This is a genomic window from Akkermansia sp. AE01SA01 (genome assembly GCF_036417395.1).
Taxonomy (GTDB): domain Bacteria; phylum Verrucomicrobiota; class Verrucomicrobiia; order Verrucomicrobiales; family Akkermansiaceae; genus Akkermansia.
In genome coordinates this window covers 1,103,516-1,123,712 of sequence record NZ_CP143890.1, presented here as the reverse complement: position 1 = coordinate 1,123,712, position 20,197 = coordinate 1,103,516, and the positions used below count along the sequence as shown (strand labels likewise).

Annotated in this window: 11 protein-coding genes; 3 read left to right on the top strand and 8 right to left on the bottom strand. The window is 58.4% G+C overall.

From position 1 onward, the window contains the following. Positions 1 to 177: 177 nt before the first annotated feature. On the top strand, positions 178 to 672 hold the full coding sequence (locus tag V3C19_RS04565) for a GNAT family N-acetyltransferase (protein ID WP_295934421.1): 495 nt from the start codon (positions 178 to 180) through the stop codon (positions 670 to 672). A gap of 437 nt (positions 673 to 1,109) precedes the next feature. On the opposite strand, the gene V3C19_RS04560 is transcribed toward V3C19_RS04565, so the two are convergent. The 4 genes from V3C19_RS04560 to V3C19_RS04545 all read right to left on the bottom strand — a co-directional run bounded on the left by V3C19_RS04560 (position 1,110) and on the right by V3C19_RS04545 (position 6,480). Continuing rightward, on the bottom strand, positions 1,110 to 3,005 hold the full coding sequence (locus V3C19_RS04560; protein ID WP_295934423.1) for an amidohydrolase: 1,896 nt from the start codon (positions 3,003 to 3,005) through the stop codon (positions 1,110 to 1,112). Beyond that, on the bottom strand, positions 2,995 to 3,591 hold the full coding sequence (locus V3C19_RS04555; RefSeq protein ID WP_161981332.1) for an antibiotic biosynthesis monooxygenase: 597 nt from the start codon (positions 3,589 to 3,591) through the stop codon (positions 2,995 to 2,997). The genes V3C19_RS04560 and V3C19_RS04555 overlap by 11 nt, the downstream gene beginning before the upstream one ends. 90 nt (positions 3,592 to 3,681) lie before the next feature. Further along, positions 3,682 to 4,356: a hydrolase gene (locus tag V3C19_RS04550; RefSeq protein ID WP_202975647.1), complete on the bottom strand. Its 675-nt coding sequence runs from the start codon at positions 4,354 to 4,356 to the stop codon at positions 3,682 to 3,684. Between the two features lie 315 nt (positions 4,357 to 4,671). Then, positions 4,672 to 6,480 carry a beta-N-acetylhexosaminidase gene (locus tag V3C19_RS04545; RefSeq protein ID WP_238623794.1) on the bottom strand — a complete coding sequence of 603 codons (1,809 nt, stop codon included), beginning with the start codon at positions 6,478 to 6,480 and terminating at the stop codon, positions 4,672 to 4,674. Between V3C19_RS04545 and V3C19_RS04540 the strand changes: the two genes are divergently transcribed. Next, complete coding sequence (locus V3C19_RS04540) at positions 6,479 to 7,858, top strand: replication-associated recombination protein A (protein WP_290511834.1); 1,380 nt, start codon at positions 6,479 to 6,481, stop codon at positions 7,856 to 7,858. The two genes, V3C19_RS04545 and V3C19_RS04540, sit on opposite strands and share 2 nt — an antisense overlap. Here the strand turns inward: V3C19_RS04540 and V3C19_RS04535 are convergent. The 3 genes from V3C19_RS04535 to V3C19_RS04525 form a co-directional block, all read right to left on the bottom strand. Next, complete coding sequence (locus tag V3C19_RS04535) at positions 7,853 to 10,420, bottom strand: glycoside hydrolase family 2 TIM barrel-domain containing protein (RefSeq protein WP_130083457.1); 2,568 nt, start codon at positions 10,418 to 10,420, stop codon at positions 7,853 to 7,855. The genes V3C19_RS04540 and V3C19_RS04535 overlap by 6 nt on opposite strands. Before the next feature lie 339 nt (positions 10,421 to 10,759). Beyond that, positions 10,760 to 14,629, bottom strand: coding sequence for a glycoside hydrolase family 2 TIM barrel-domain containing protein (locus V3C19_RS04530; RefSeq protein ID WP_130083456.1), 3,870 nt, complete (start codon positions 14,627 to 14,629; stop codon positions 10,760 to 10,762). Positions 14,630 to 14,656: 27 nt separating this feature from the next. Beyond that, the gene (locus V3C19_RS04525; protein WP_290511835.1) at positions 14,657 to 16,792 is read right to left on the bottom strand and encodes a glycoside hydrolase family 2 TIM barrel-domain containing protein; all 2,136 of its coding nucleotides are present in this window, start codon (positions 16,790 to 16,792) and stop codon (positions 14,657 to 14,659) included. 320 nt (positions 16,793 to 17,112) lie between these two features. On the opposite strand from V3C19_RS04525, the gene V3C19_RS04520 reads away from it, so the two are divergent. Further along, positions 17,113 to 18,204 (top strand): site-specific integrase, encoded by a 1,092-nt coding sequence (locus tag V3C19_RS04520; protein ID WP_302388946.1) that lies wholly within the window; start codon positions 17,113 to 17,115, stop codon positions 18,202 to 18,204. A gap of 53 nt (positions 18,205 to 18,257) precedes the next feature. Here the strand turns inward: V3C19_RS04520 and speA are convergent, their stop codons facing one another. Beyond that, entirely contained in the window at positions 18,258 to 20,195 is a 1,938-nt protein-coding gene (speA, locus tag V3C19_RS04515; RefSeq protein ID WP_130083453.1) for a biosynthetic arginine decarboxylase, read from the bottom strand. Positions 20,196 to 20,197 lie beyond the last annotated feature (2 nt).

Sequence of the window (20,197 nt, the reverse complement as noted above, 5' to 3'; positions counted from 1 at the left end):
AATATTATTCTCCATCCACAGGCTGGACAAGTGGAACGGATGGAGAAAATATAACTTCCCATTGTCTGAAACGGGTGAATTCCGTATCATGATTATCCAATTCGCTTTTGGCGGAAAAGGCGTATAACCGATCATGGCTATACCAGGACAGTTATAATTGCAGGAGGTGATTTTCTTATGGAGACGAACATTCATTACGTATTTGGAAAAGAAGACTTATTAGATTGTGTTAAACCCTTGTGGCAAGAACTCAATAAGCTACATCTTGATCAATCACCCTGCTTCAAGGACTTTTATGCTAGCAATACTTTTGAAACAAGAAAAGCGGCTCTGCTCTCAACTGCCCGGAAAGGTCAATTATCTATAATCCTGGCCTGTGACGCGGCTACTGTTGTGGGTTATTGCATTGCGAGCACCGTTGGTAACACTGGCGAAATTGATTCAATTTTTGTCTCCAGCGGCTATCGAAAAATGGGGATAGCCGGTCATCTCATGGACAAGGCATTGAGCTGGCTTAAGGAGCGCAAACCTAAAAACATGGTTGTCAAAGTAAGTGCAGGTAACGAAAAAGTTTTTGGATTCTATGCCAGGTATGGATTTTATCCCTGCTTGACGGAGCTACAGATGCTTCCTGATTCATATAATAACCCACGGCGGAAAAGGCGTGCATAAACAGCAACCTGAAACAGGGCGGCAGGACAGATGTTACCCATCCCGCCTCCCTGGTTTAGTATTCCATGTCCAGCGCCCTGCGGGGTTGCTGTTACCGCTTGTCCCTGCGGCAAGATACTGTAAGCGCTCTTCAAACTCCGCTCCGTCTTCCCACATATGCGTTCAGCCGCCGCGTCCGGTGTTGGTGCCGGCATGGGATCAGCCCCTTTTCCTTATCCGGTTGGCGGTGGTATACTGCTTCTTAGAAAACTTCCCCTGCGCGTCCTTTCCCGCCCCGTCTGTCTGTGCCTCCTGTGGAGTGGACTGCCTGTTTTATTCGGGATGTCCCCGTTCCCTTACGGTACGCCCCCTACCTGTATTTCCCTCTTTCCCGCAAAAAGGAAACGCCCCGTCCCTTTGCAGGAGACGGAGCGCCGGAGCTTCGCATAAGTTTACCGTCAGAACGCGAAGCATCCACACCCGGAGCCCCAGAAATCGGAATATTTGGGACGGGAGGCATTGGCCATCCCCTCCATCAGCATGAAAGCGGAATGCATGCAGCCATGTTCATGGCAATGGCAGGAATGCTTGTGCTCCTGCTGGAAGGGTACGCCGGCCCTGGCCGCCTTTTTCGGATCCAGGGGCGCTCCGTAACCGCCAAATACCGCAATCGGCGACCACTCCGGCAGCACCGGAATGGGTTCCGGATCCAGATCCTTGAACGGACCCGTGGCATAAACGATCCTGCCGTCCATGATGGTCAGCACGGACTCGATCTTCTTGATATCTTCCTCCGGAACGGTGAAATAATCCTCGCTTAGAACGACCATGTCCGCAAGCTGCCCGGGGGCGATAGCTCCCTTCTTGCCCGTTTCCGAGGAAAACCAGGTACTGCCCTGAGTGTACAGGCGCAGGGCCTCCTCGCGGGAAAGGCAATCTTCCTCACGGTACATGCGCGCTCCGCCCACGGTCTTCCCGGTGGTCAGCCAGTACAGGGACACCCAGGGATTGTAGCTGGCCACGCGGGTGGCATCAGTGCCGGCTCCCACGGGAATGCCCATTTCCAGCATCTTCCGGACGGGAGGCGTATGTTCCGCCGCTTCCTTGCCATAACGGTCCATGAAATATTCCCCCTGGTAGGCCATGCGGCATTGCACGGCAATGCCCCCGCCCAGTGCCTTCACGCGTTCCAGGTTCTTTTCGTCGATGGTCTCGCAGTGGTCGAAGAACCAGTGCAGCCCCTCAAAGGGAATCTCCCGGTTCACCTCCTCATACACGTCCAGAAAGCGGGAAATGCTCTCATTATAGGTGGCATGGAGGCGGAACGGCCATTTATTGGCGGCCAGCAGGCTGACTACGCCCTTCAGTTCGGACTCCATATCTGCGGGAAGGTCCGGCCTGGGTTCCAGAAAGTCTTCAAAATCCGCGGCGGAAAAAACGAGCATTTCGCCCGCGCCGTTGCAGCGGTAATAATCGTCCCCCTCCCCGGGTTCCGTCATCTTGATCCACTTGGCAAAATCCTCCTTCTCTTCCTTCGGCCTCTGGGTGAACAAATTGTAGGCAATGCGCACAGTCATTTCCCCGCGCTTGTGCAATTCTTCAATCACCTCGTAATCCTCAGGATAATTCTGGTAGCCGCCTCCGGCGTCAATGATGCTGGTCAATCCCAGACGGTTGAGTTCCCTCATGAAATGGCGGGTGGAATTGATCTGGTGCTCCACGGGCAGCTTGGGTCCCTTGGCCAGCGTGGCGTAAAGAATGGTGGCATTCGGCCGGGCAATCAGCAGGCCCGTCGGGTTGCCGTCGCTGTCGTGCTGGATTTCTCCGGCGGGAGGGTTGGGCGTATCCTTCGTGTACCCGCAGGCCCGCAGGGCGGCCTTGTTGAGCATGGCGCGGCAGTACAGGTGCAGGACGAACACGGGCGTATCTGGAGCCACTTCATTGATCTCCTCCAGCGTGGGCATGCGGCGTTCGGCAAACTGGAACTCGCTCCAGCCGCCTACCACGCGCACCCATTGGCCGGGAGGGGTTCTTCTGGCCTGTTCCTTGAGCATGCGGAGGGCGTCCGCCAGGGAGGGAACGCCGTCCCAGCGCAGTTCCATGTTGTAATTAAGGCCGCCGCGGATGACGTGGAGGTGGGAATCGTTCAGGCCGGGAATGACCGTTCTCTTTCCGGCGTCTATGGTCTGGGTATCCGGTCCCTTGTATTTGGCGATGTCTTCGTCGGAACCGACAGCCAGAATTTTTCCATCCTTCACGGCAACGGCCTCGGCCATGGTGCCGCGTTCATCCAGCGTCGCTATTTTGCCGTTTGAGATCATCAAATCGGCGTAAACCTTGTCATTATTTTTCATTGTTTTCATTATGGTTAGGGATTGTTTCCGCAGCCGCTTCCCCCTGCCTGCTGAAAAGCCAGGAAGAAAGCATGCGGCTGATCAGAGGCATGAATACCCAGGTCAGCAGAGCCACCACGCAGGCATTGAACAGGAAAAAGGAAAGCCATGCGGGCAGTCCGTGAATCAGGTCTCCCACAGTAATATTCAAAAGAAAAATGACGAGGCAAACCCCCAGATAGGTAGCCACCGCCGTCTTGTAGCGCGGAGGCGTCTTCATGGGGCTGCCCGGCTGGTTCAGCCACGCGTCCAGCCCATTCATCTCCTGCATGTCGGGTTCGCCTTCCGTGTGGGCTCCCAGCAGCTTCATCCAGCGTTCATACTCAGGAGAGGAAACCAGGGCCTTTCTGGCGGCGGCATTGGCAAAACGGTCCACTACCACATATTCCCCGTTCCCGTCGTTCGGCCTCAAAACGCTGATGCCCACATGGCCGGGACAGGTCAGTACAAAATTGACAAAATCCCTCATGGCATGCTCAAACTGGGCTTCATGGCCCGGCAAAATGTGCCGGCGCACGACTACAGTCACTTCATCGGAAGGGTTCATGGCCTCCATGCAGTCTTGGTGTTTCCGGGGCTTTCCCCGCGGAAAGGCCGCAGAAACGGACTTTCCGGCAGGGGAGAACTCCTGGATCAATTAATTATCATGCTTCACCACCTGCGGGGACACCGCAGACTGGGGAGCGTGGTGAATCATCGTGTAGGCGTATTCCACGCCCACGCCGTAGGCTCCGCCCTGCTGCTTGAGCAGGTTCATCAGGGCATCGTAATGTTCCTTGTTCTTCCAGTCGCGCTGGAACTCGAGAAGTGCGGCAATAGTCGTCAGCCGGGTTCCGCCCGCCTGGGTAATACGGGAAAGGGCGGCCTTCTGGGCATCACGGGAGGTGGCGCCGCAGCAGTCTTCCACCACGTAAATGTTGTATCCGTCGCCCATCATTTCAATGGCCGGCCAGGTGACGCACACTTCTGTCCAAAGACCGGTAAGCAGGATATTCTTGCGTCCCGTCGCCTTAATGGCCTTGCGGAACTCGTCGGAATCCCAGGAATTCATGGAGGTGCGTTCAATCACGTGCTGGCCGGGGAACACGTCCAGCAGCTGCGGCCAGACATACCCGGAAAAGCTTTCCGTTTCCACGGCGGTGATGATGGTGGGCACCTGGAACAATTTGGAAGCCTTGGCCAGCAGGGTAACGTTGTTGATCAGGTCCGCCCGGTTGATGCTGGCTACGCCAAAGGTCATCTGGGGCTGATGGTCAATGAATACCACGGCAGTATCTTCCGGGGTGTAAAGCTGATGATAGTGTGACGACATGAATGACATCCTATGATTCTCCTATATCTATATTTATGGTTGTATCCGGGATTCAAACGGTCTTTTAAACTGCATCCCTTGCCAGTTGGAGAAAGGATTTGGCACATTTGTTGATTTCATGCCAGAGGGTGACGCAGGAACAAATCCGGGAAAAACAGCAACTCATGATCTGCAAGCTCTTCCGTCCGTGTCATACCACAGCGGAAAAAACGCTCAAAAACACCTCCCCGGAATCCCCGTCAAAAAGAGAATCCCGGATCATCGCGCCGCAGGAACAGCGGAGAAACCATGCCTCTGCCGCCCCCTCCGGCAGCCCTAACGGGTTTCCCCGTAATTGATGCCCCGTGCATCCAGAATCTCCACATACCTCTTCAGGCGCCTCAGGAAATCCGGATAATTCTTGTCTTCCTTCCGGCTCCATCCCGTTTCCGCATAAGCGGCTATGCGCGGGAACACACGCCGTTCCAGCTTGTCCGCATCCGGAATCCATTCCGTCCACACCTGGCATCCCAGCCCCAGGACCTGGTCATGATACCTGGGTTTTAATCCGGGGAAAACGGGCTCAAAGGAATAGGACTTGGACAAGGGCAGCTTCTGCTCATCCTTGTTGATGTAGGTCATGCGGGAAGTGGAATTGACCACCTGGTGGCCGTCCTCGATAGCCTTGGTGGCGATCTTGTCGGACCCGTACCAGAAATGGATGATCGCCTTCGCGTCCAGCCGGCCCAAAGCGGCTCCGTGCCCCCCGTCATTGTGAACATCGGAACCCAGGATTTCATTCCAGCCGATCGTCCTCACTCCTTTTTTGGCGAGCATCCCGGAAATGCGGTTTGTAAACATGATCTGGAGGTCAGGGAACGTCCTGATGCCCTTCTTCTTCATGAACGCCTCAATGTGGGGGACGCCCTCCCAGTACTTCTTGTAGCGCACTTCGTCGCCGCCAATGTGGATGATTCCCCCCGGAAAGAGGGAGGCCAGCTCCGTCATCACGTCCCCGATAAACTGGTAGGTGCGCTCGCTGGTGGGGTCAAAGGCCGCTCCGTCATTGAAGCTGACGGGAATCTCCGGCAGGGGACGCGCCGAAAGCTTCAGCTCCGGATAGGAGACGATGGCTGCGGCGGAATGGCCGGGCACGTCTATCTCGGGCACGATGGTGATATTGCGCTCCGCCGCATAACGCACAATGCGCCTGATCTGCTCCTGCGTATAAAAGCCTTCATGGGGTTTCCCGGCATACTTGCCGCTCCCCCAGGTTTCCACTTCCGTATCCTTCCTTTTGCTGCCCACGGACGTCAGCTTGGGGTACTTCCTGATCTGGATGCGCCATCCCGCATCATCGGACAAATGCCAATGCAGGATATTCATCTTCAGCAGCCCCATCTGGTCGATCAGCTTCTTAACCTCTTCCTCGCCGAAAAAATGCCGCGCCTCGTCCAGCATAAAGGCCCGCCATGAAAACCGGGGATAATCCAGCATGGAAAACGGCTTCTCCGCCACTTTCCAGGCCACGGCGGACTTGTCCGCGCTGCTCTGGAAAAAGGCTGGCGGAAGCATCTGCGCCAGGCTCTGCCCGGCATAATAGACGCCTCTGGGGGAAGCGGCGCGGATGGAAATCAGTCCGGGCTTTACTTCCAGCCTGTAGGCCTCCGGCCCGTACTGCTTCAGGGAGGCATCCTTCTCAATGCGGATGGCATTAGTTCCACCCGGCCCATCCAAAGCAAGCCCGGTTCCCTGTGCTAAAAACTGCTGGAGAAAATGGGCCTGCTTCTGGAATCCGGGGTCCTTTTCCCGGCAGACGACGCGGCTTCCGGCATCCAGAATGACGCCCCTCTCCGGCCCCGTTTCTCCATACTTCACGGAAACGGGCCGGGGAATGATCTGCTCCTGCCCCTGCGCGGCCATGCAGGCCGCGCCGGAAAGCATCAGCACGAAAAAGGGGCGGAAAAAGCGCATCATGGCGGCCATGATACACATTTTCCCCTCCATGTCTTTCTCTTTTCCTCCGTCCAGGCACAAAAACCCTTTCCGGACAGTTCTCCATGACACGCCGGCACCGGCAAACAGCAGCCGTGCCGCCATCCCTCCCTTGCCTTTCCCCTCCGGGCGGCGTACGATGGGCACCATGAAAAAAGACGACGCCCCCAGCCTGTTCGCCGCCTTTGCGGACCGTCCCCTGGCGGACCGCCTGAGGCCGGCCGCACTGGCTGAAATCGTGGGGCAGGACCATCTTCTGGGGGAAGACGGCCCCATACGGCGCATGGCGGACTCCGGCAAACTGACCAGCTTCGTCCTGTGGGGGCCGCCCGGCTGCGGAAAAACCACGCTGGCGCGCATTCTGGCCACGCGCACGTCCATGCACTTCGTGGCGCTTTCCGCCGTCTTCTCCGGCATGGCGGACCTCCGGAAAGCCTTTGACGAGGCGGCCAAACGCCGGGAATACGGGGAAGGCACCCTCCTGTTTGTGGATGAGATACACCGCTTCAACCGCGCCCAGCAGGACGGCTTCCTGCCTTATGTGGAAAACGGCACCGTCACGCTGGTAGGCGCTACCACGGAAAACCCCTCCTTTGAACTCAACAGCGCCCTGCTCTCACGCTGCAAGGTCTTCGTCATGCACGCTCTGGACGCCGCAGCGCTGGACAGCATCATTGAACGGGCGGAATCCCTTCTCCAGCGGAAGCTGCCGCTCACACCGGAAGCCCGCGCCACCCTGGTGGACCTGGCGGACGGCGACGGCCGCTACCTCATCAACCTGATGGAAAGCGTCTTTGACCTGTGCAGGCCGGACGACGTCCTGGACACGGAGGCCCTGCTGAAAATCGTCCAGCAGCGCGCCCCGGTGTACGACAAGGACAGGGAAGGCCATTACAACCTGATCAGCGCTCTGCACAAATCCCTGCGCGGTTCGGACACGGACGCGGCCCTGTACTGGGCCGCCCGCATGCTCCAGGGCGGGGAGGACCCCCTCTACCTGCTGCGCCGCCTGACCCGCTTTGCGATGGAAGACATCAGCCTGGCGGACCCCGCCGCGCTCCAGATAGCGATCGCCGCGTGGGACACGTACGAACGGCTGGGCTCTCCGGAAGGGGAGCTGGCCATTGCGGAACTGGTCATCTACCTGGGGTGCGCCCCCAAGTCCAACAGTGCCTACACTGCATGGGGAGCCGCTCAAAAAGCCGCCAGGGAACACGGCTCACTGATGCCGCCCGCGCACATCCTGAACGCCCCCACCAGGCTGATGAAGGAACTGGGATACGGAAAGGACTACGCCTACGACCACGATGCGCCGGACGCCTTTTCCGGACAGAACTACTTCCCGGACAAAATGCCCCGCCGCCAGTTCTACAAGCCGCCGGAACGGGGATTTGAACGGGAAATCAACAAGCGGCTGGCCTACTGGGACAAACTGCGCCGCCAGCGGGCGGAAGAGGATTCCGGCAGTTCCGGCACGCGGAGAGGCCGGAAAAAGCCCCCCGCTCCGGAGGAACAGGAACCATCATGAGGCATCCGCCGGCCATACGGCCGCTTCCGCAATCCCCTGCCCCGGCGACAGCCGGATGCGGACATACCTGGCTTCGGCGTCCTCCGGACACGCTGCGGTCAGCTCCGTCCCGTCCTTGTTCATAACGGTTTTAACGTCCTTCCAGGTGTTGCCGTCCCTGCTGATCTGCACCACGGGAGCCTGCCCCTTCCAGACCCCGGCGGCCTTCACCTCAATCCGGTCCAGGCGGAATTCAAACTCCATGTCCAGCCGCCACCACGGCGCCTTGTCTTCCGCGGACGGCAGCCACGAGGAAGCGCCATCTCCGTCGGACGCCTTCATCGCATCCTGAAGGTTGGAGGAAGCGGAACAGGGCCGCAATGCCGCCAGATTCGCCTTCTCTCCGGTTCCGGACCGGCCATGCCGCGCCAGCTGGGCGTCCCTCTCCTGCGCAGTAAAACGCTTGTAGGGCCTGTCCCGCGTTTCCGCGCTCCTGCCCGCCACATACTCCGGGGCCTTCCGGGAAACGATTTGGAGGCTGTCTCCCTTCAATCCGGGGGAAGACGCCTTGATGACCGTTTTCCCGGCATAATAAGACCGGAACTCAATGGCTGCGCAGCCGTCAATGAGGTCGATATCCGTTCCGGGCGTGAACGTGATACTCTTGCCGGTGGGAAACTCTCCGGGGCCGGACTCCACCGTGAGCGTCACCGGAACGGCATTTGCTATCTGCCTCCCGGAGGCATCCGCCACCTTCACGGTGACGTGTACATCATCCGTGCCGTCAGCCGGGCTGATGGTCTTCTTGTCCGCGGACAGCTTCACCTGTGCCGGAGTTCCCTTCACGGGCCATTCCGGCGGGGGAATGCGTTTGAACTCATTCCTGTACCAGTACCAGGCGCGCTTGGGGATGCGGAAATAATCCACAATGCCCATGCGGCCGCCGGATGGCCAGATGCTGCCGTGGTCAAACCCGCACCAGACCGCCTCCCCCACGCGCCAGGGATAGCGCACTCCCGCCTCCTTGTCCTTCTTCATATCCCCCCAGCCCGGCGCGTACGCTCCCGGCCTCTTGCAGCTCACGGAACCGTATTCCGTCACCATGCTGGGCCTTCCGGGCGTCTTCACGCGTGAGCCGTCCCCGTTGAAAGCGGCCAAGTCCCCCAGTTTGTCAAAATTCCCGCGCTGGCCTCCCCCCGCGCACACGGGGCGCGTCGGGTCCAGCTCCTTCACCAGCGCGATGAGTCTGGAGCACAGTTCCCTGGACTCCTGCGCATGCTGGGTGAAAAACGGCTCATTGCTGATGCTCCAGATGACGATGGAAGGATGGTTCCGGAATTGCAGCACCATTTCCCTCACCTGGCGCATGCAGCTTTCCTCAAACGCGGCGCGGTCCTTCTCTTCCGTGGGGTAGGCGTCGCAATTCCAGTACCTGTTGTGCTCCTTGAACCCGCCCATTCCCCAGAAAATGCCTTCATTCAGCATGCACATGCCCTCCCGGTCGCAGGCGTCCAGAAAAGCCTGGGAATGGGGATAATGGGAGCCGCGGATGAAATTGAACCCGGCGTTCTTCATCAGCAGCACGTCACGGCGCGCCCCGGCGTCCGTCACGGCGTCCCCCCATCCTGCGTGGTCCTGGTGCACATTGGCTCCTTGCAGATAAACGGGCTTCCCGTTAATCAGCATGCCCCGGTCCGCCGTCAGCTCCAGGGTGCGGAAACCCAGGGGATTTTCTGTCCGGTCCAGCGTCTTTCCCTTCTCGTCCACCAGCTCCGTCGTCACCCGGTACATGTTGGGAGCTGACGGGCTCCACAACCTGGGAGCGGCCAGCGGAGGCAGGTCCGTTTGAACGCGGTCCGCCACTCCCGCGCCCAGCTTCACGGACTTCTCCCCGCGCAAAACCACACGGCCGCCCTTCTCCTCGCGCACCGTATGGCGCACGGAAAACTTCTTCATTTCCGGGGAATCATTCTTCACCTCCGTCAGGATGCGCACCTTCCCGCGGGCAGACGTTGCTTCCGGCGTCTGCACCCAGACGCCGTGGGCCGGAATATGCACGGGGGAACACACGTGCAAATGCACGTTCCGGTACAGGCCGCCGGAAAAGGTATGCTCCCCGGCCCGCGGGGCGATGCGGGGACTCCAGCGGTTGTCCACGCGCACCTCCACCCAATTCTCTCCGGGATTCAGAAAAGGCGTCAAATCCGTCCGGAACGCCGTATACCCCCCTTCATGCGTTCCCGCCGGCTTTCCGTTCACAGTCACCTCCGCCACCTGGAAGGCTGCGCCGCAATCCAGAAAAACCTTCTGCCCCACCCATTCCTCCGGCATCACAAGCTTCTTGCGGTAGGAACCGCGCCCCGTGTAAAAGGAATCGGACATGAAATAGGGCAGGCTGAACGTATGGGGCAGATGCGCCGTCCGCCAGCCGCTCTTTCCGGGTTCGTCTTCCAGCCGGAACTCCCAGCCGCGGTTCCAGACCATCCTTCTAGTGACAGGAGGGGCTTCTTCCCCATATCCCGCTCCGGCCGCCGACACGCACAATGCGGTCACTCCCAGCACGAATGCAACAGTCTTCAGCATAAAAAAGTTACTACCTTATGTTCCCTTTTCTTTCAAAGAAAAAACATTTCCGCCTCCGGGATATTCTTCAAAAAGTCAGATACGGAGGAAACGGAAAACGTTGAGAAATGAACACCGTTCTTCAACAAATCCGTAATTCGTCTTTCACGAACTTCCCTGACGACAGGAATGCCTCCTTTAACATGGCCATGAAAACGCCCTGCCGGGAAAAACGGCCGCCAGCATTCCCTCCGGGTCCGTTCCGGAGACGGAGACATACCCAGGAACGGCAGGCCGCGCACCCCTTCCGGGATGCGCGGCAGGAAAGTGCCTTTATCCAAGATCACGCCGGCTCGTCCATCACTGGGTAATGATATTCAGTTCTGCCACCGTGGCGCTCTGTTCCCCGCTTCTGACGGGGGACTTGGCATCCAGCTTGAAGTAGCGAGCTTCCACGGGCTTCCCGAAGTCGATACGCTGTACGGCCGGATCCTTGCGGATATAATGGTAGGTGAACTGCCCCTTCTTGACTTCCTTCCAATTCTTCCCGTCGTCGGAGATGGAGAAGGCGTACTGGCTGATGAGCCCCTTGTCCTTGTCCATTCTGGGCGTGTAGATGAATCCGGTGAACTTCATCCTGGTACCCATGTCCACGGCGATGGAATGGGGGAAGCCCGGCAGGCCGTTGGTGTAGGAAGTGTGCCAGTAGGTGTCCGGCTTGCCGTCAATGGCGAAGTGGGCGAACCCGGTATCCGGCTCTTCCGAGGAAGCGCTGAGTATCTTCCATTCGGCCTGTCCCTTGATGAGGGGGAACTGCCGTTCGTCGGGAGACGTGGGGGCCGCACTGCCGGGTTTTCCGGCTGCGGCCCATGCCCTGACATTGCCCTCCGGAAGCTTGAAAGGCTTTTTGTAAACCTTTTCCGGCCCTTTATTGACGGAATACTTCATTTCCACGCCGGGCGTGGAAGAAGACAGGCTGACCATGCCGTCCCCGTCACGCTCGATTACGGGGGAATGGGGCACCAGCAGGCCGGAGCGGGCCAGATTCAGCAGGCCGGACGCGGGAGCCAGCACAAAGCCCAGGGGCGTTGCCTCGCTCAATGTCTGGTATTTCACCAGCGGGCGCGGCCCGCAGGAAGAACCGCCCAGCCCCATCTGGAAGGCATCCAGATTCACGATCACCTTGTTCTTTTCCGGCAGCTTGTCCAGGCTCTTCGCATTATTCAGTTCCCTGGGAGTATAGCGCAGAATGGAAACTTCCAGAGGCGCCCCGGGAGAGGCGGCCCCCACCCACAAAGCCGGGGCGGACTTGTCCTTGGACAGGGCTACCCAGTCCGTTTCCATGCGGTTGCCCATGTCCTGCGGGCGGGAATAGGCAAAGAACATGTCGTCCACGGAAGTCCGGAACAGGTCTTTCCAGCAGCTGGTGCGGCGGTCCCTGTAATTGTCCCACGGCCCCAGTCCCAGATATTCCACCTGGTCGTACGCCGCGGGCATGCCGAAGGTGAAGCCCAGCCTGAGCAGTTCCTCGCCCTTGGCGGAAGGATAAATTCTGGCGGAGGCATTGATGATGCCGTTGCCGAAAACGGTCCAGGTAATCCGGCCGGACAGGGAAAGTTCGGACCCCTTCGTCTTGAACTCCGCCGTCACGCGGGCCACGCCGGGGGAAATGACGGAGGCCTGGACATCGGAGCATTCCATCTTCATGTTCTGCATCTTCATCTTCCCCTCCACCTTGCTTCTGATCCAGGAATCGTTGTCCACGGGGGAGCGGTAGGCCTGGAGCGTCACCGGATAATCCGGCAGGATCAGGTCCTGCCCGCCATACCGGAGTGCGGAAAGCATGCCGTCCTTGAAAGTAGCGGTAAAGCCTTTCCCCTGCACCACCAAGGGATTCCCCTTCCTGACGGAAACGGCGGGGAGGGAAGCCGGAGCCTTGACGGCGGGAACCTTGTCCGCCGGAGCCGGGAACCATTCATAGGCTTCACATTCATCCACCACGTGTTCCAGCTGGCTGGCCGACAGCATCTTCACGTCTTCCGGCAGCTTGTACCGGGCGTCCGCCAGGACCATCAGGGAGCCGGACTTCATGGCGGCCGAAGGAAGGCTGACCGTCACGGACTTGCCGGGAGCCACTTCCGGCAGGGGCACGCGCTCCACGGCATGGCCGCTGCCGGGGGTGAGTGAGACCAGGTAAAGCGTATAGCCCTTCAGCGGCTTGTGGAAATACTTGTTGCGCACGGTCAGCTTGCCGTCCTGGCGCTCAAATGCCATGTACTGGTACACTTTCTTCACCTCCTTCGTCTTGGCCGTGGTGTTCCGGTTACCCAGAATAATGCCGTTGTCGCAGAAATTGGCCTGGTTGGGTCTGTCTCCAAACATGCCGCCGTACGCCTGGGTAACGCCCTTGAACGGCGCGGGCTTGTAAATGCCGTTTCCCACGGGATTGGCGCGGAGAGACTGGTCCACAAAGTCCCAGATGGCTCCACCCACCATGCGGGGGGAGGACTCGAAAGCCTCCATGTACTCCTTGAAATTGCCCAGGGCGTTCCCCATGGAATGGGCGTATTCGCACACAAAGAAAGGGCGGGAGGTTTTCTCTTTCCCCCAGTTTTCCACCCGGTCCACGGGCGGGTACATGGCGGAATCCATGTCCACGGCCTTGTGGCCGTGCGGGAATTCGCAGTAATGCAGGGGCCGGGTATTGTCGCAGGCCCTGATGGCCTCGGAGGCCGCTACAAAGTTGGGGCCGTTGCCGGATTCGTTGCCCAGGGACCAGAAGACGATGGAGGGATGGTTCTTGGAGCGGTGAACCATGCTCATGTTGCGCTCCACGTGCGCCTTCTTCCAGGAGGGTTTCCTGGAAATGTCCATGCCGCTGTTGCGGATGCCGTGGGCCTCGCAGTTGGCTTCATCCATCACGTACAGGCCGTAGCGGTCGCACAGGTCGTAGAAATAGGGGTGGTTGGGATAGTGGGAACAGCGCACGGTGTTGATGTTGTGCGCCTTGATGATCTGCACATCCTTCTCCATCACCTCCCGCGGAATGGCGCGGCCATAGTCCGGATGGGATTCGTGGCGGTTGACCCCCTTGAACTTGACGGCCTCTCCGTTGACCAGCACGGCGCCGTTGTCAGCAATTTCCACGGTGCGGAACCCGATGTTGACGGAACGGGAATCCTTGCCGTTCAGGGAATAGGCCACCTTGTACAGATTGGGCGTTTCCGCCGTCCACGGCTTCACGCCGGGATATTCCTTTTTCAGGGAGACCTGCACTTCCCCTCCGGCGGGAATGGCAGGCACCGTGAGCGTGCCGGAATCCAGCCTGCCCCTGTTATCCGTCTTCACGCTGCCGGAACCGCTTTTGCCTTCCCAGTTCAGATTGGTGGAAACCCCGTCGATGGAATATTCCAGCTTCATCCCGGCGGGAATGTCCTTTTTCCCGGAATTGCGGATGGTGAAGGTGCCATCCAGGATGCCCGTGGTGTAATTCTTCCTGTCCAGCCCGGCTTTCAGGAACAGGTCGCGCACGTGCGCCTGCGGCTGGGAGAACAGGGTCACGTCCCGGAAAATGCCGGAAAGGCGGAGGAAATCCTGGTCCTCCAGATAGGAGCCGTCGCTCCAGCGGTACACTTCCACGGCGATGGTGTTCCTGCCGGGCTTCACATACGGCGTCAAGTCAAACTCCCCGCCCGTATAGGAATCCTGGGAATATCCCACCTTCCGGCCGTTCAGCCAGACATAAAAGGCGGATTCCACCCCGTCAAACCGGATCATCACCTGCTCACCCTTCCAGGAGGGGGGCAGATTGAAATCCCGGCGGTAGGAACCCACGGAATTGCGCTCCTTGTATGCCGGCCAGTTCTTGGGCGGTTCTCCCGTCACTTTGGGAGGATTCGGCTTGAAGGGATAGGGAACATTTGTGTAGATGGCGGTTCCATAACCGTAAAGCTGCCAATTGGAAGGCACCTTGATCGTGTCCCAGGAGGAGACGGAATAGGTAGGCTTGTAAAAATCGGCAGGACGCTCGTCCGGTTTCATGGAAAACTTGAATTTCCAGTCTCCGTTCAAACTCATGGTTTTGTCTGCCGCCGGGAGAACGGCGGCGCGGGGCGCCTCCTTGTTGATTCCCGTTACCTCTTCATTTTCCCAATCCGGGGCCTCTCCCAGCAGGGGAAGGGCCGGCCCCAGGCACAGCATGGAGAACAAAAAAGCCCGTGCAGATTTCATATGGATGCAGTCTTGCAAGCTGGATGCTTATTTATATTTTTTAATGGACGGGTCCTGATAGCGTTCAGAGCCTTTTTCCCCCTCCTTGCCGGGTTTCAGCGTCCACTTGCAGGAATCCGTATAAGTCTTGCCCCCGATCGTGGCCGTGGCCGTAATGGTATTGACGCCAGGCTTGAGGGCCACCTCGGGCCAGACGGCGCGCTTGAGTTCATCCGGCCTGGCGCTGCCCACAGCCTTGCCGTTGACGCTCAGCTTCACGGAGGAAGCATTGCTGTACACCTTTACGGGCACCGTTTTTTCCGTACGCTCCGCAAACCTGCGGGATGTGATGTAAACCGTGGGTTTGGGACTCCAGTTGGCCTTGTAGAAGAAGTAGGCGTCCTTGGGAGTCTTGCGGTCGTAAGTCACCAGCCCCTTGTCGTTGATGCCGGGATTTTCCCCCTCGAAACGCGCGGCGGACCCGAAGTCGAACATGTTCCAGACAAAAGAGCCCCATACTTCCGGGCGTTCCTTGATGCACTTGTAGTTGATTTCATGCGCATGGGCCTGCCATTCCTCCGGATGCCAGAATCCCGTGGGAGATGGACGCTTGGGGGGATTTTCATGCATGCCGATGCTGGCGCCATGGCCGTACTCGCTGATGGCGATCCCCCTGGAGGCATGGTCGCGGATGAATCCGTTCAGGTTCCCTTTCATGGTTTCCGGGCCGCCTCCGTACCAGCCGGGGTAGGAGTTAAAGGCGATGTGGTCCGGAATATTGTTCAGCTTTTTGCGGCCCGGCTGGTTGGTGGCTCCCACCGTCATGCGGGTAGGATCCGTTTCTTTCACGAACTTGTTCAGTTCAATCAACTCCGCCTCCATGTCCACCCCCTTGGTGGAAGCCTCCGGCTGGTGGCCGATTTCATTGAAAATACCCCACATGCAGATGGAAGGATGGTTCCAGTGCTGGTAAATCATTTCCCTGGCCTGGAAACGGTTGTTTTCCCGGAATTCGGGAGTGTCCCGCACCAGGTTGACGTTGGAAACCTCAGACCAGACGATCAGTCCCGTCCTGTCGCACAAATTATAAATGTTTGTGGAAGCAGGATAATGCCCGGTTCTCAGGCCGTCCGCCCCCATGTCCGCAATCAGCCTGATATCCTGCTCTTCATCTTCCGGAGACAGGGCCCAGCCCTTGCCCTTTCGGTCCTGGTGGCGGCTGACGCCCTTGATCTGCATGGTTTTGCCATTCAGAACAAAACCCCGCCCCGGATCAACGGAAACGGTTCTAAGCCCCAGCGGCTGCACCATCTCATCCGTCTGTCCGTCCTCCGTCCGGATGGAAACCTTCACCTGGTACAGATACGGGTTTTTAGTGGCGTTCCACGGCACGGGATTGGAAATGGCCAGCATGACGGGGACCTCCAGGCTTTTCTTTTCCTCTGCAGAGGCCTTCACCGTCTTCCCGGCCACTTTCTTCCCCTGCTTGTTCAGAATTTCCACGGCAACGGTCACATCGCCCTTGGCTTCGGCAGAATTCAGCAGGGTTTTCACTTCCACTTCCGCCTTGGACTTGTCCAGGGATCGGGTGGTGATGAACACTCCGGGAGAAGCGTAAAAGAGGGGGTCAATGCAGACCTGGTCCGTCTCAATCAATTCGATGGGGCGGTACAGTCCGCCGAACATGGAAAAATCTCCCCGCTGGGGCGCGATATGATCCCGCTGCGTATTGTCCACCATAACGGAAACGGTATTGCTCCCCTTTTTCAGCAGGGACGTGATTTCATGGCAGAATGCGGTAAACGCCCCTTCATGCCTGCCGGCTGGCTTTCCATTGACGGATACCTCGGAAACGATGCTGGCCCCCTCTCCCCGAATGAAATACCTTTTGCCCGGCTTGGGAGCCACGGGCAGGGTGCGGGTGTAAACAGCAGGACCGCGCTTGTAAACTCCGCTGTCAACGGATTTGGCGTCTCCATTTTTCCCTTTCACGCCGTCGGCGGCATCCGACGCATTCCAGGTATGCGGCACGGTTACTTTTTCAGAAGGGCCTCCGTCAAAGCGGTAATCCCAGGAACCGGTCAGAGGATACACTTCACGCGCATCCGCCATTGCCAGGAGAGAACCCAGAGCGCAGCACAGGCCAGCGCATGATACATTGAGAGAATGAATTCTGATAACCATGGTAAGGATAATAAGTCTACTGCATACGTTCCCTGCCGTCAATATCTTTCATGATGCCGGACTGGCATTCCGCCAGGGATGTTTTTTACCGGAATAAGCGTTCCGGCGGCTTTCGGCACGGAATGAAGGAAGGACGGCGGCTTCCAACATTTTTCCCACTGCTTCCCTGGAACCTTGGATTTTCCGATCGGATCAAAGAAACCGGAAGTAACAACATAACCTTGTTGGTTACGCGTTTTCCGATAGAAAACATAATTTTTCTTTACTATAAGGAATGCCTTTTTCGTTAAACCCGTGTTTGTGACAACACGTGAACCAATATGAGAAAAACACCGAAAACGAATAAATTGCGATATGTTGGAGCCGCGCTCCTGGAGGGAGAATCCGTTACTCTGATTCAGGCAGCGAGGCTGGTACTGGAAATCAAGGAAGCCCTGGGTGACGAAATTTGCACCATCAACAGATGCCGGGAAGTCGTTTCCCTGGGGCTGAACGCCATCAAAAACAAGCACCATACGGTCAGCTTCGGGACGGCGGCGGTGGAATGCCTGCGTTCCAAAAGCCACCGCAGGCCCCGCACGCTGACGGACATCAGGAGCATCATCCAGAAGCTCAAGAAAAGCAATCCGGAACTGGAACAGACGCCTCTGCGGAACATCAGCGTGGAAGACTGCCAGAGCATCCTGATGAATACCTTCACCACCTCCCGCCAGAGGCACAAGGCAAGACTGATCCTGAGCGGCATTTTTTCCTTCTCCGTCAAGCGCGGCTGGTGCGATGAAAATCCGATTCTGAGAGTGGACATGCCGTTCCTGAAGGAACAGGAGATCCCCGCCCTGACATTGAAGGAGGTGACGCTCCTGCTCAAGACATGCATGGACGAATTCAACGGAAGCTGCGTTGCCGGTGCGGCCCTGATGATTTTTGCGGGCATCCGTCCGCAGGAAGTGGAGCGCCTGCTCTGGGAAAACATCGCCATCCGGGACGGTTGCGTAATCCTGAATTCCAAACATACTAAAACAGGCGGAGCGCGCCACGTCACCATTCTGCCCGTGCTGGCCAAATGGCTCAAATTCTGCCGCGACAGGACAAAGCCGGGCCCTCTCACGCCCATTTGCCCGAAGGGATGGACGATCAAGTGGCGCAAAATCCGCAGAAGAGCCGGATGGGGCAGCAGGAAGAGATCATGGATGCCGGACTGCCTGCGGCATACCTACGCCAGCTATCATGCCAAGCATTTCAAGGACTACAACCTGCTGCAAATGGAAATGGGGCACCGCTCCTCCTCCCTGCTCCGCACGCGGTACCTGAACATGAAGGGGATTTCCGTCCAGACGGCCAACCGCTTCTGGGCCCTGACCCCGGCAAAGGTGATTGAGGAAATGGAGGCCCCGGCGGAAATGTCCCAGTAACCGCCGTTCCGGCAGGTACGGAAAAATCCGCCGCTCCGGAGCAACACTTTTCCCTACAGTTCGTAATAGGTATAGCCATTCAGCCCGGAACGGAATATTTCCAGGGCCCGGCGGCGTTCGGACGGCGTGATTTTTCCGGAAGCTACCGCCTGTTCCGCAAAAATGCGGAACCTGTTGACGAGCTCCTTGGGATCATATTCCACGTAGGAGAGCACGTCCGCCACCGTATCTCCCTCCACCTCATGCGTGTAGACGGGGCGGCCGCCTTCCAGATGCACGCCGACGACATTCGTGTCCCCCAGCAGGTTGTGCAGGTCCCCCAGGGTTTCCTGATAGGCGCCTACCAGGAACACGCCGATGTAGTAATCTTCCTCGCCGGGCTTGATGGCGTGCAGGGGAAGAGCCGTGGCTACGTCTTCGCGGTCGATGAAATGGTCGATCTTCCCGTCGCAGTCGCACGTGATGTCCGCCAGCACGGCCTTGTTCGTGGGCCGCTCGTTCAGCCGGTGGAGCGGCATGACCGGGAAAAGCTGGCGTATGGCCCAGGAATCCGGCAGGGACTGGAACAGGGAAAAATTGCCGTAATAAAAATCCACCATGGAACAGGAAAGCTCCCTGAGGTCTTCCGGAATGGTCTCCATCTCCGCCAGCATCCGGGAAATGCGGCTGAGGATGTGCCAGTAATACGCCTCTCCCAGCCCGCGTTCCCGCAGGGTGGCATTTCCATAAAAAAACTGGGCGCGGAGCTGGTCGCGGTAATAGCAGGCGTCATTATAGCATTCCTGCATGTTTTTCCGGGCCAGGGTCCTGTCCGTGTCCGCAAAGGCCTTGAGCAATTCGGGCGCGTTTTCCGGCAGCTCCGGGGGCGGTTCCTCCCCTGGGGCGCTGGTCACGTCCAGCACGTTGAACACCAGTACGGAATAATAAGCCACCACGGCGCGGCCGGATTCCGTCACCAGCGTGGGGTGCGGAACCTCGTACTTGGTGCACATGTCCCCCACCACTTCCACCACGTCACGGGCGAACTCCGCAATGGAATAGTTGCAGGAGGAATGGAAATTTGTCTTGGAACCGTCATAATCCACGGCCAGGCCGCCGCCCATGTCCAGCGTCCCCAGCGGAGCCCCCTCCCTGACCAGGTCCACGTAAATGCGGGCGGCTTCCGTCAGCCCCTCTCGCACCACGGAAATATTCGGAATCTGGGACCCCTGGTGGTAATGGAGCAGCTTCAGGCAGTCCAGTGCTTCCATCTGCTTGAGCTTGTCCACCACGTCCAGCACCTGGGCCGCGTTCAGGCCGAAGACGGATTTGTCCCCGGCGGATTCATGCCACAGGCCGGATCCCTTGGCCGCCAGCTTCACGCGAAGGCCCAGATTGGGGCGGATGTCCATCTTTTTGGCGCGGGCGAAGATGGCGTCCAGCTCGGAAGGCATCTCCAGCACGATGAAAATGTTCAGCCCCATCTTCTGGGCGGTCAGGGCCAGGTCGATGAACTCGTCGTCCTTGTAACCGTTGCAGATCAGGTAGGCGTTCGGGTTGTGCATGTGCGCCATGGCCGCGATCAGTTCCGGCTTGGAGCCGGCTTCCAGCCCGTAGTCGTACTTGGTGCCGTATTCCGCGATCTCCTCCACCACCTGGCGCTGCTGGTTCACCTTGATGGGGTAGACGCCCTGGTAATGGCCCTGGTAGTCCGCCTCCTTGATTGCCTTGCGGAAACTCTCGTTCAGTTCCGCAATGCGGCTGCGCAGCAGGTCACGGAAGCGGAACAGGACGGGAACGGTCGTGCCGCGTTCGTTCAGTCCTTCCAGCAGGTCGCACAGGCTGATGTCCTTCTTTCCGCCGTCTTCATCATTCAGGCGTACGGTCACCTCCCCTTTCTTGCTGATCCGGAAATAGCCGTTGCCCCAGTCGTCAATGCCGTACAAATCTGCGGAATCATGATGGCTCCACCCCCGGACTTTCTGTTTAATGCCTTCTTTAGCTGCTGCCATGT

Coding starts and splice junctions, on each gene's coding strand:
- V3C19_RS04560 (WP_295934423.1), bottom strand. CDS start 3,005: ATGAAAAATAATGACAAGGTTTACGCCGATTTGATGATCTCAAACGGC.
- V3C19_RS04540 (WP_290511834.1), top strand. CDS start 6,479: ATGAAAAAAGACGACGCCCCCAGCCTGTTCGCCGCCTTTGCGGACCGT.
- V3C19_RS04555 (WP_161981332.1), bottom strand. CDS start 3,591: ATGAACCCTTCCGATGAAGTGACTGTAGTCGTGCGCCGGCACATTTTG.
- V3C19_RS04535 (WP_130083457.1), bottom strand. CDS start 10,420: ATGCTGAAGACTGTTGCATTCGTGCTGGGAGTGACCGCATTGTGCGTG.
- V3C19_RS04525 (WP_290511835.1), bottom strand. CDS start 16,792: ATGGTTATCAGAATTCATTCTCTCAATGTATCATGCGCTGGCCTGTGC.
- speA (WP_130083453.1), bottom strand. CDS start 20,195: ATGGCAGCAGCTAAAGAAGGCATTAAACAGAAAGTCCGGGGGTGGAGC.
- V3C19_RS04565 (WP_295934421.1), top strand. CDS start 178: ATGGAGACGAACATTCATTACGTATTTGGAAAAGAAGACTTATTAGAT.
- V3C19_RS04520 (WP_302388946.1), top strand. CDS start 17,113: ATGAGAAAAACACCGAAAACGAATAAATTGCGATATGTTGGAGCCGCG.
- V3C19_RS04545 (WP_238623794.1), bottom strand. CDS start 6,480: ATGGTGCCCATCGTACGCCGCCCGGAGGGGAAAGGCAAGGGAGGGATG.
- V3C19_RS04550 (WP_202975647.1), bottom strand. CDS start 4,356: ATGTCGTCACACTATCATCAGCTTTACACCCCGGAAGATACTGCCGTG.
- V3C19_RS04530 (WP_130083456.1), bottom strand. CDS start 14,629: ATGAAATCTGCACGGGCTTTTTTGTTCTCCATGCTGTGCCTGGGGCCG.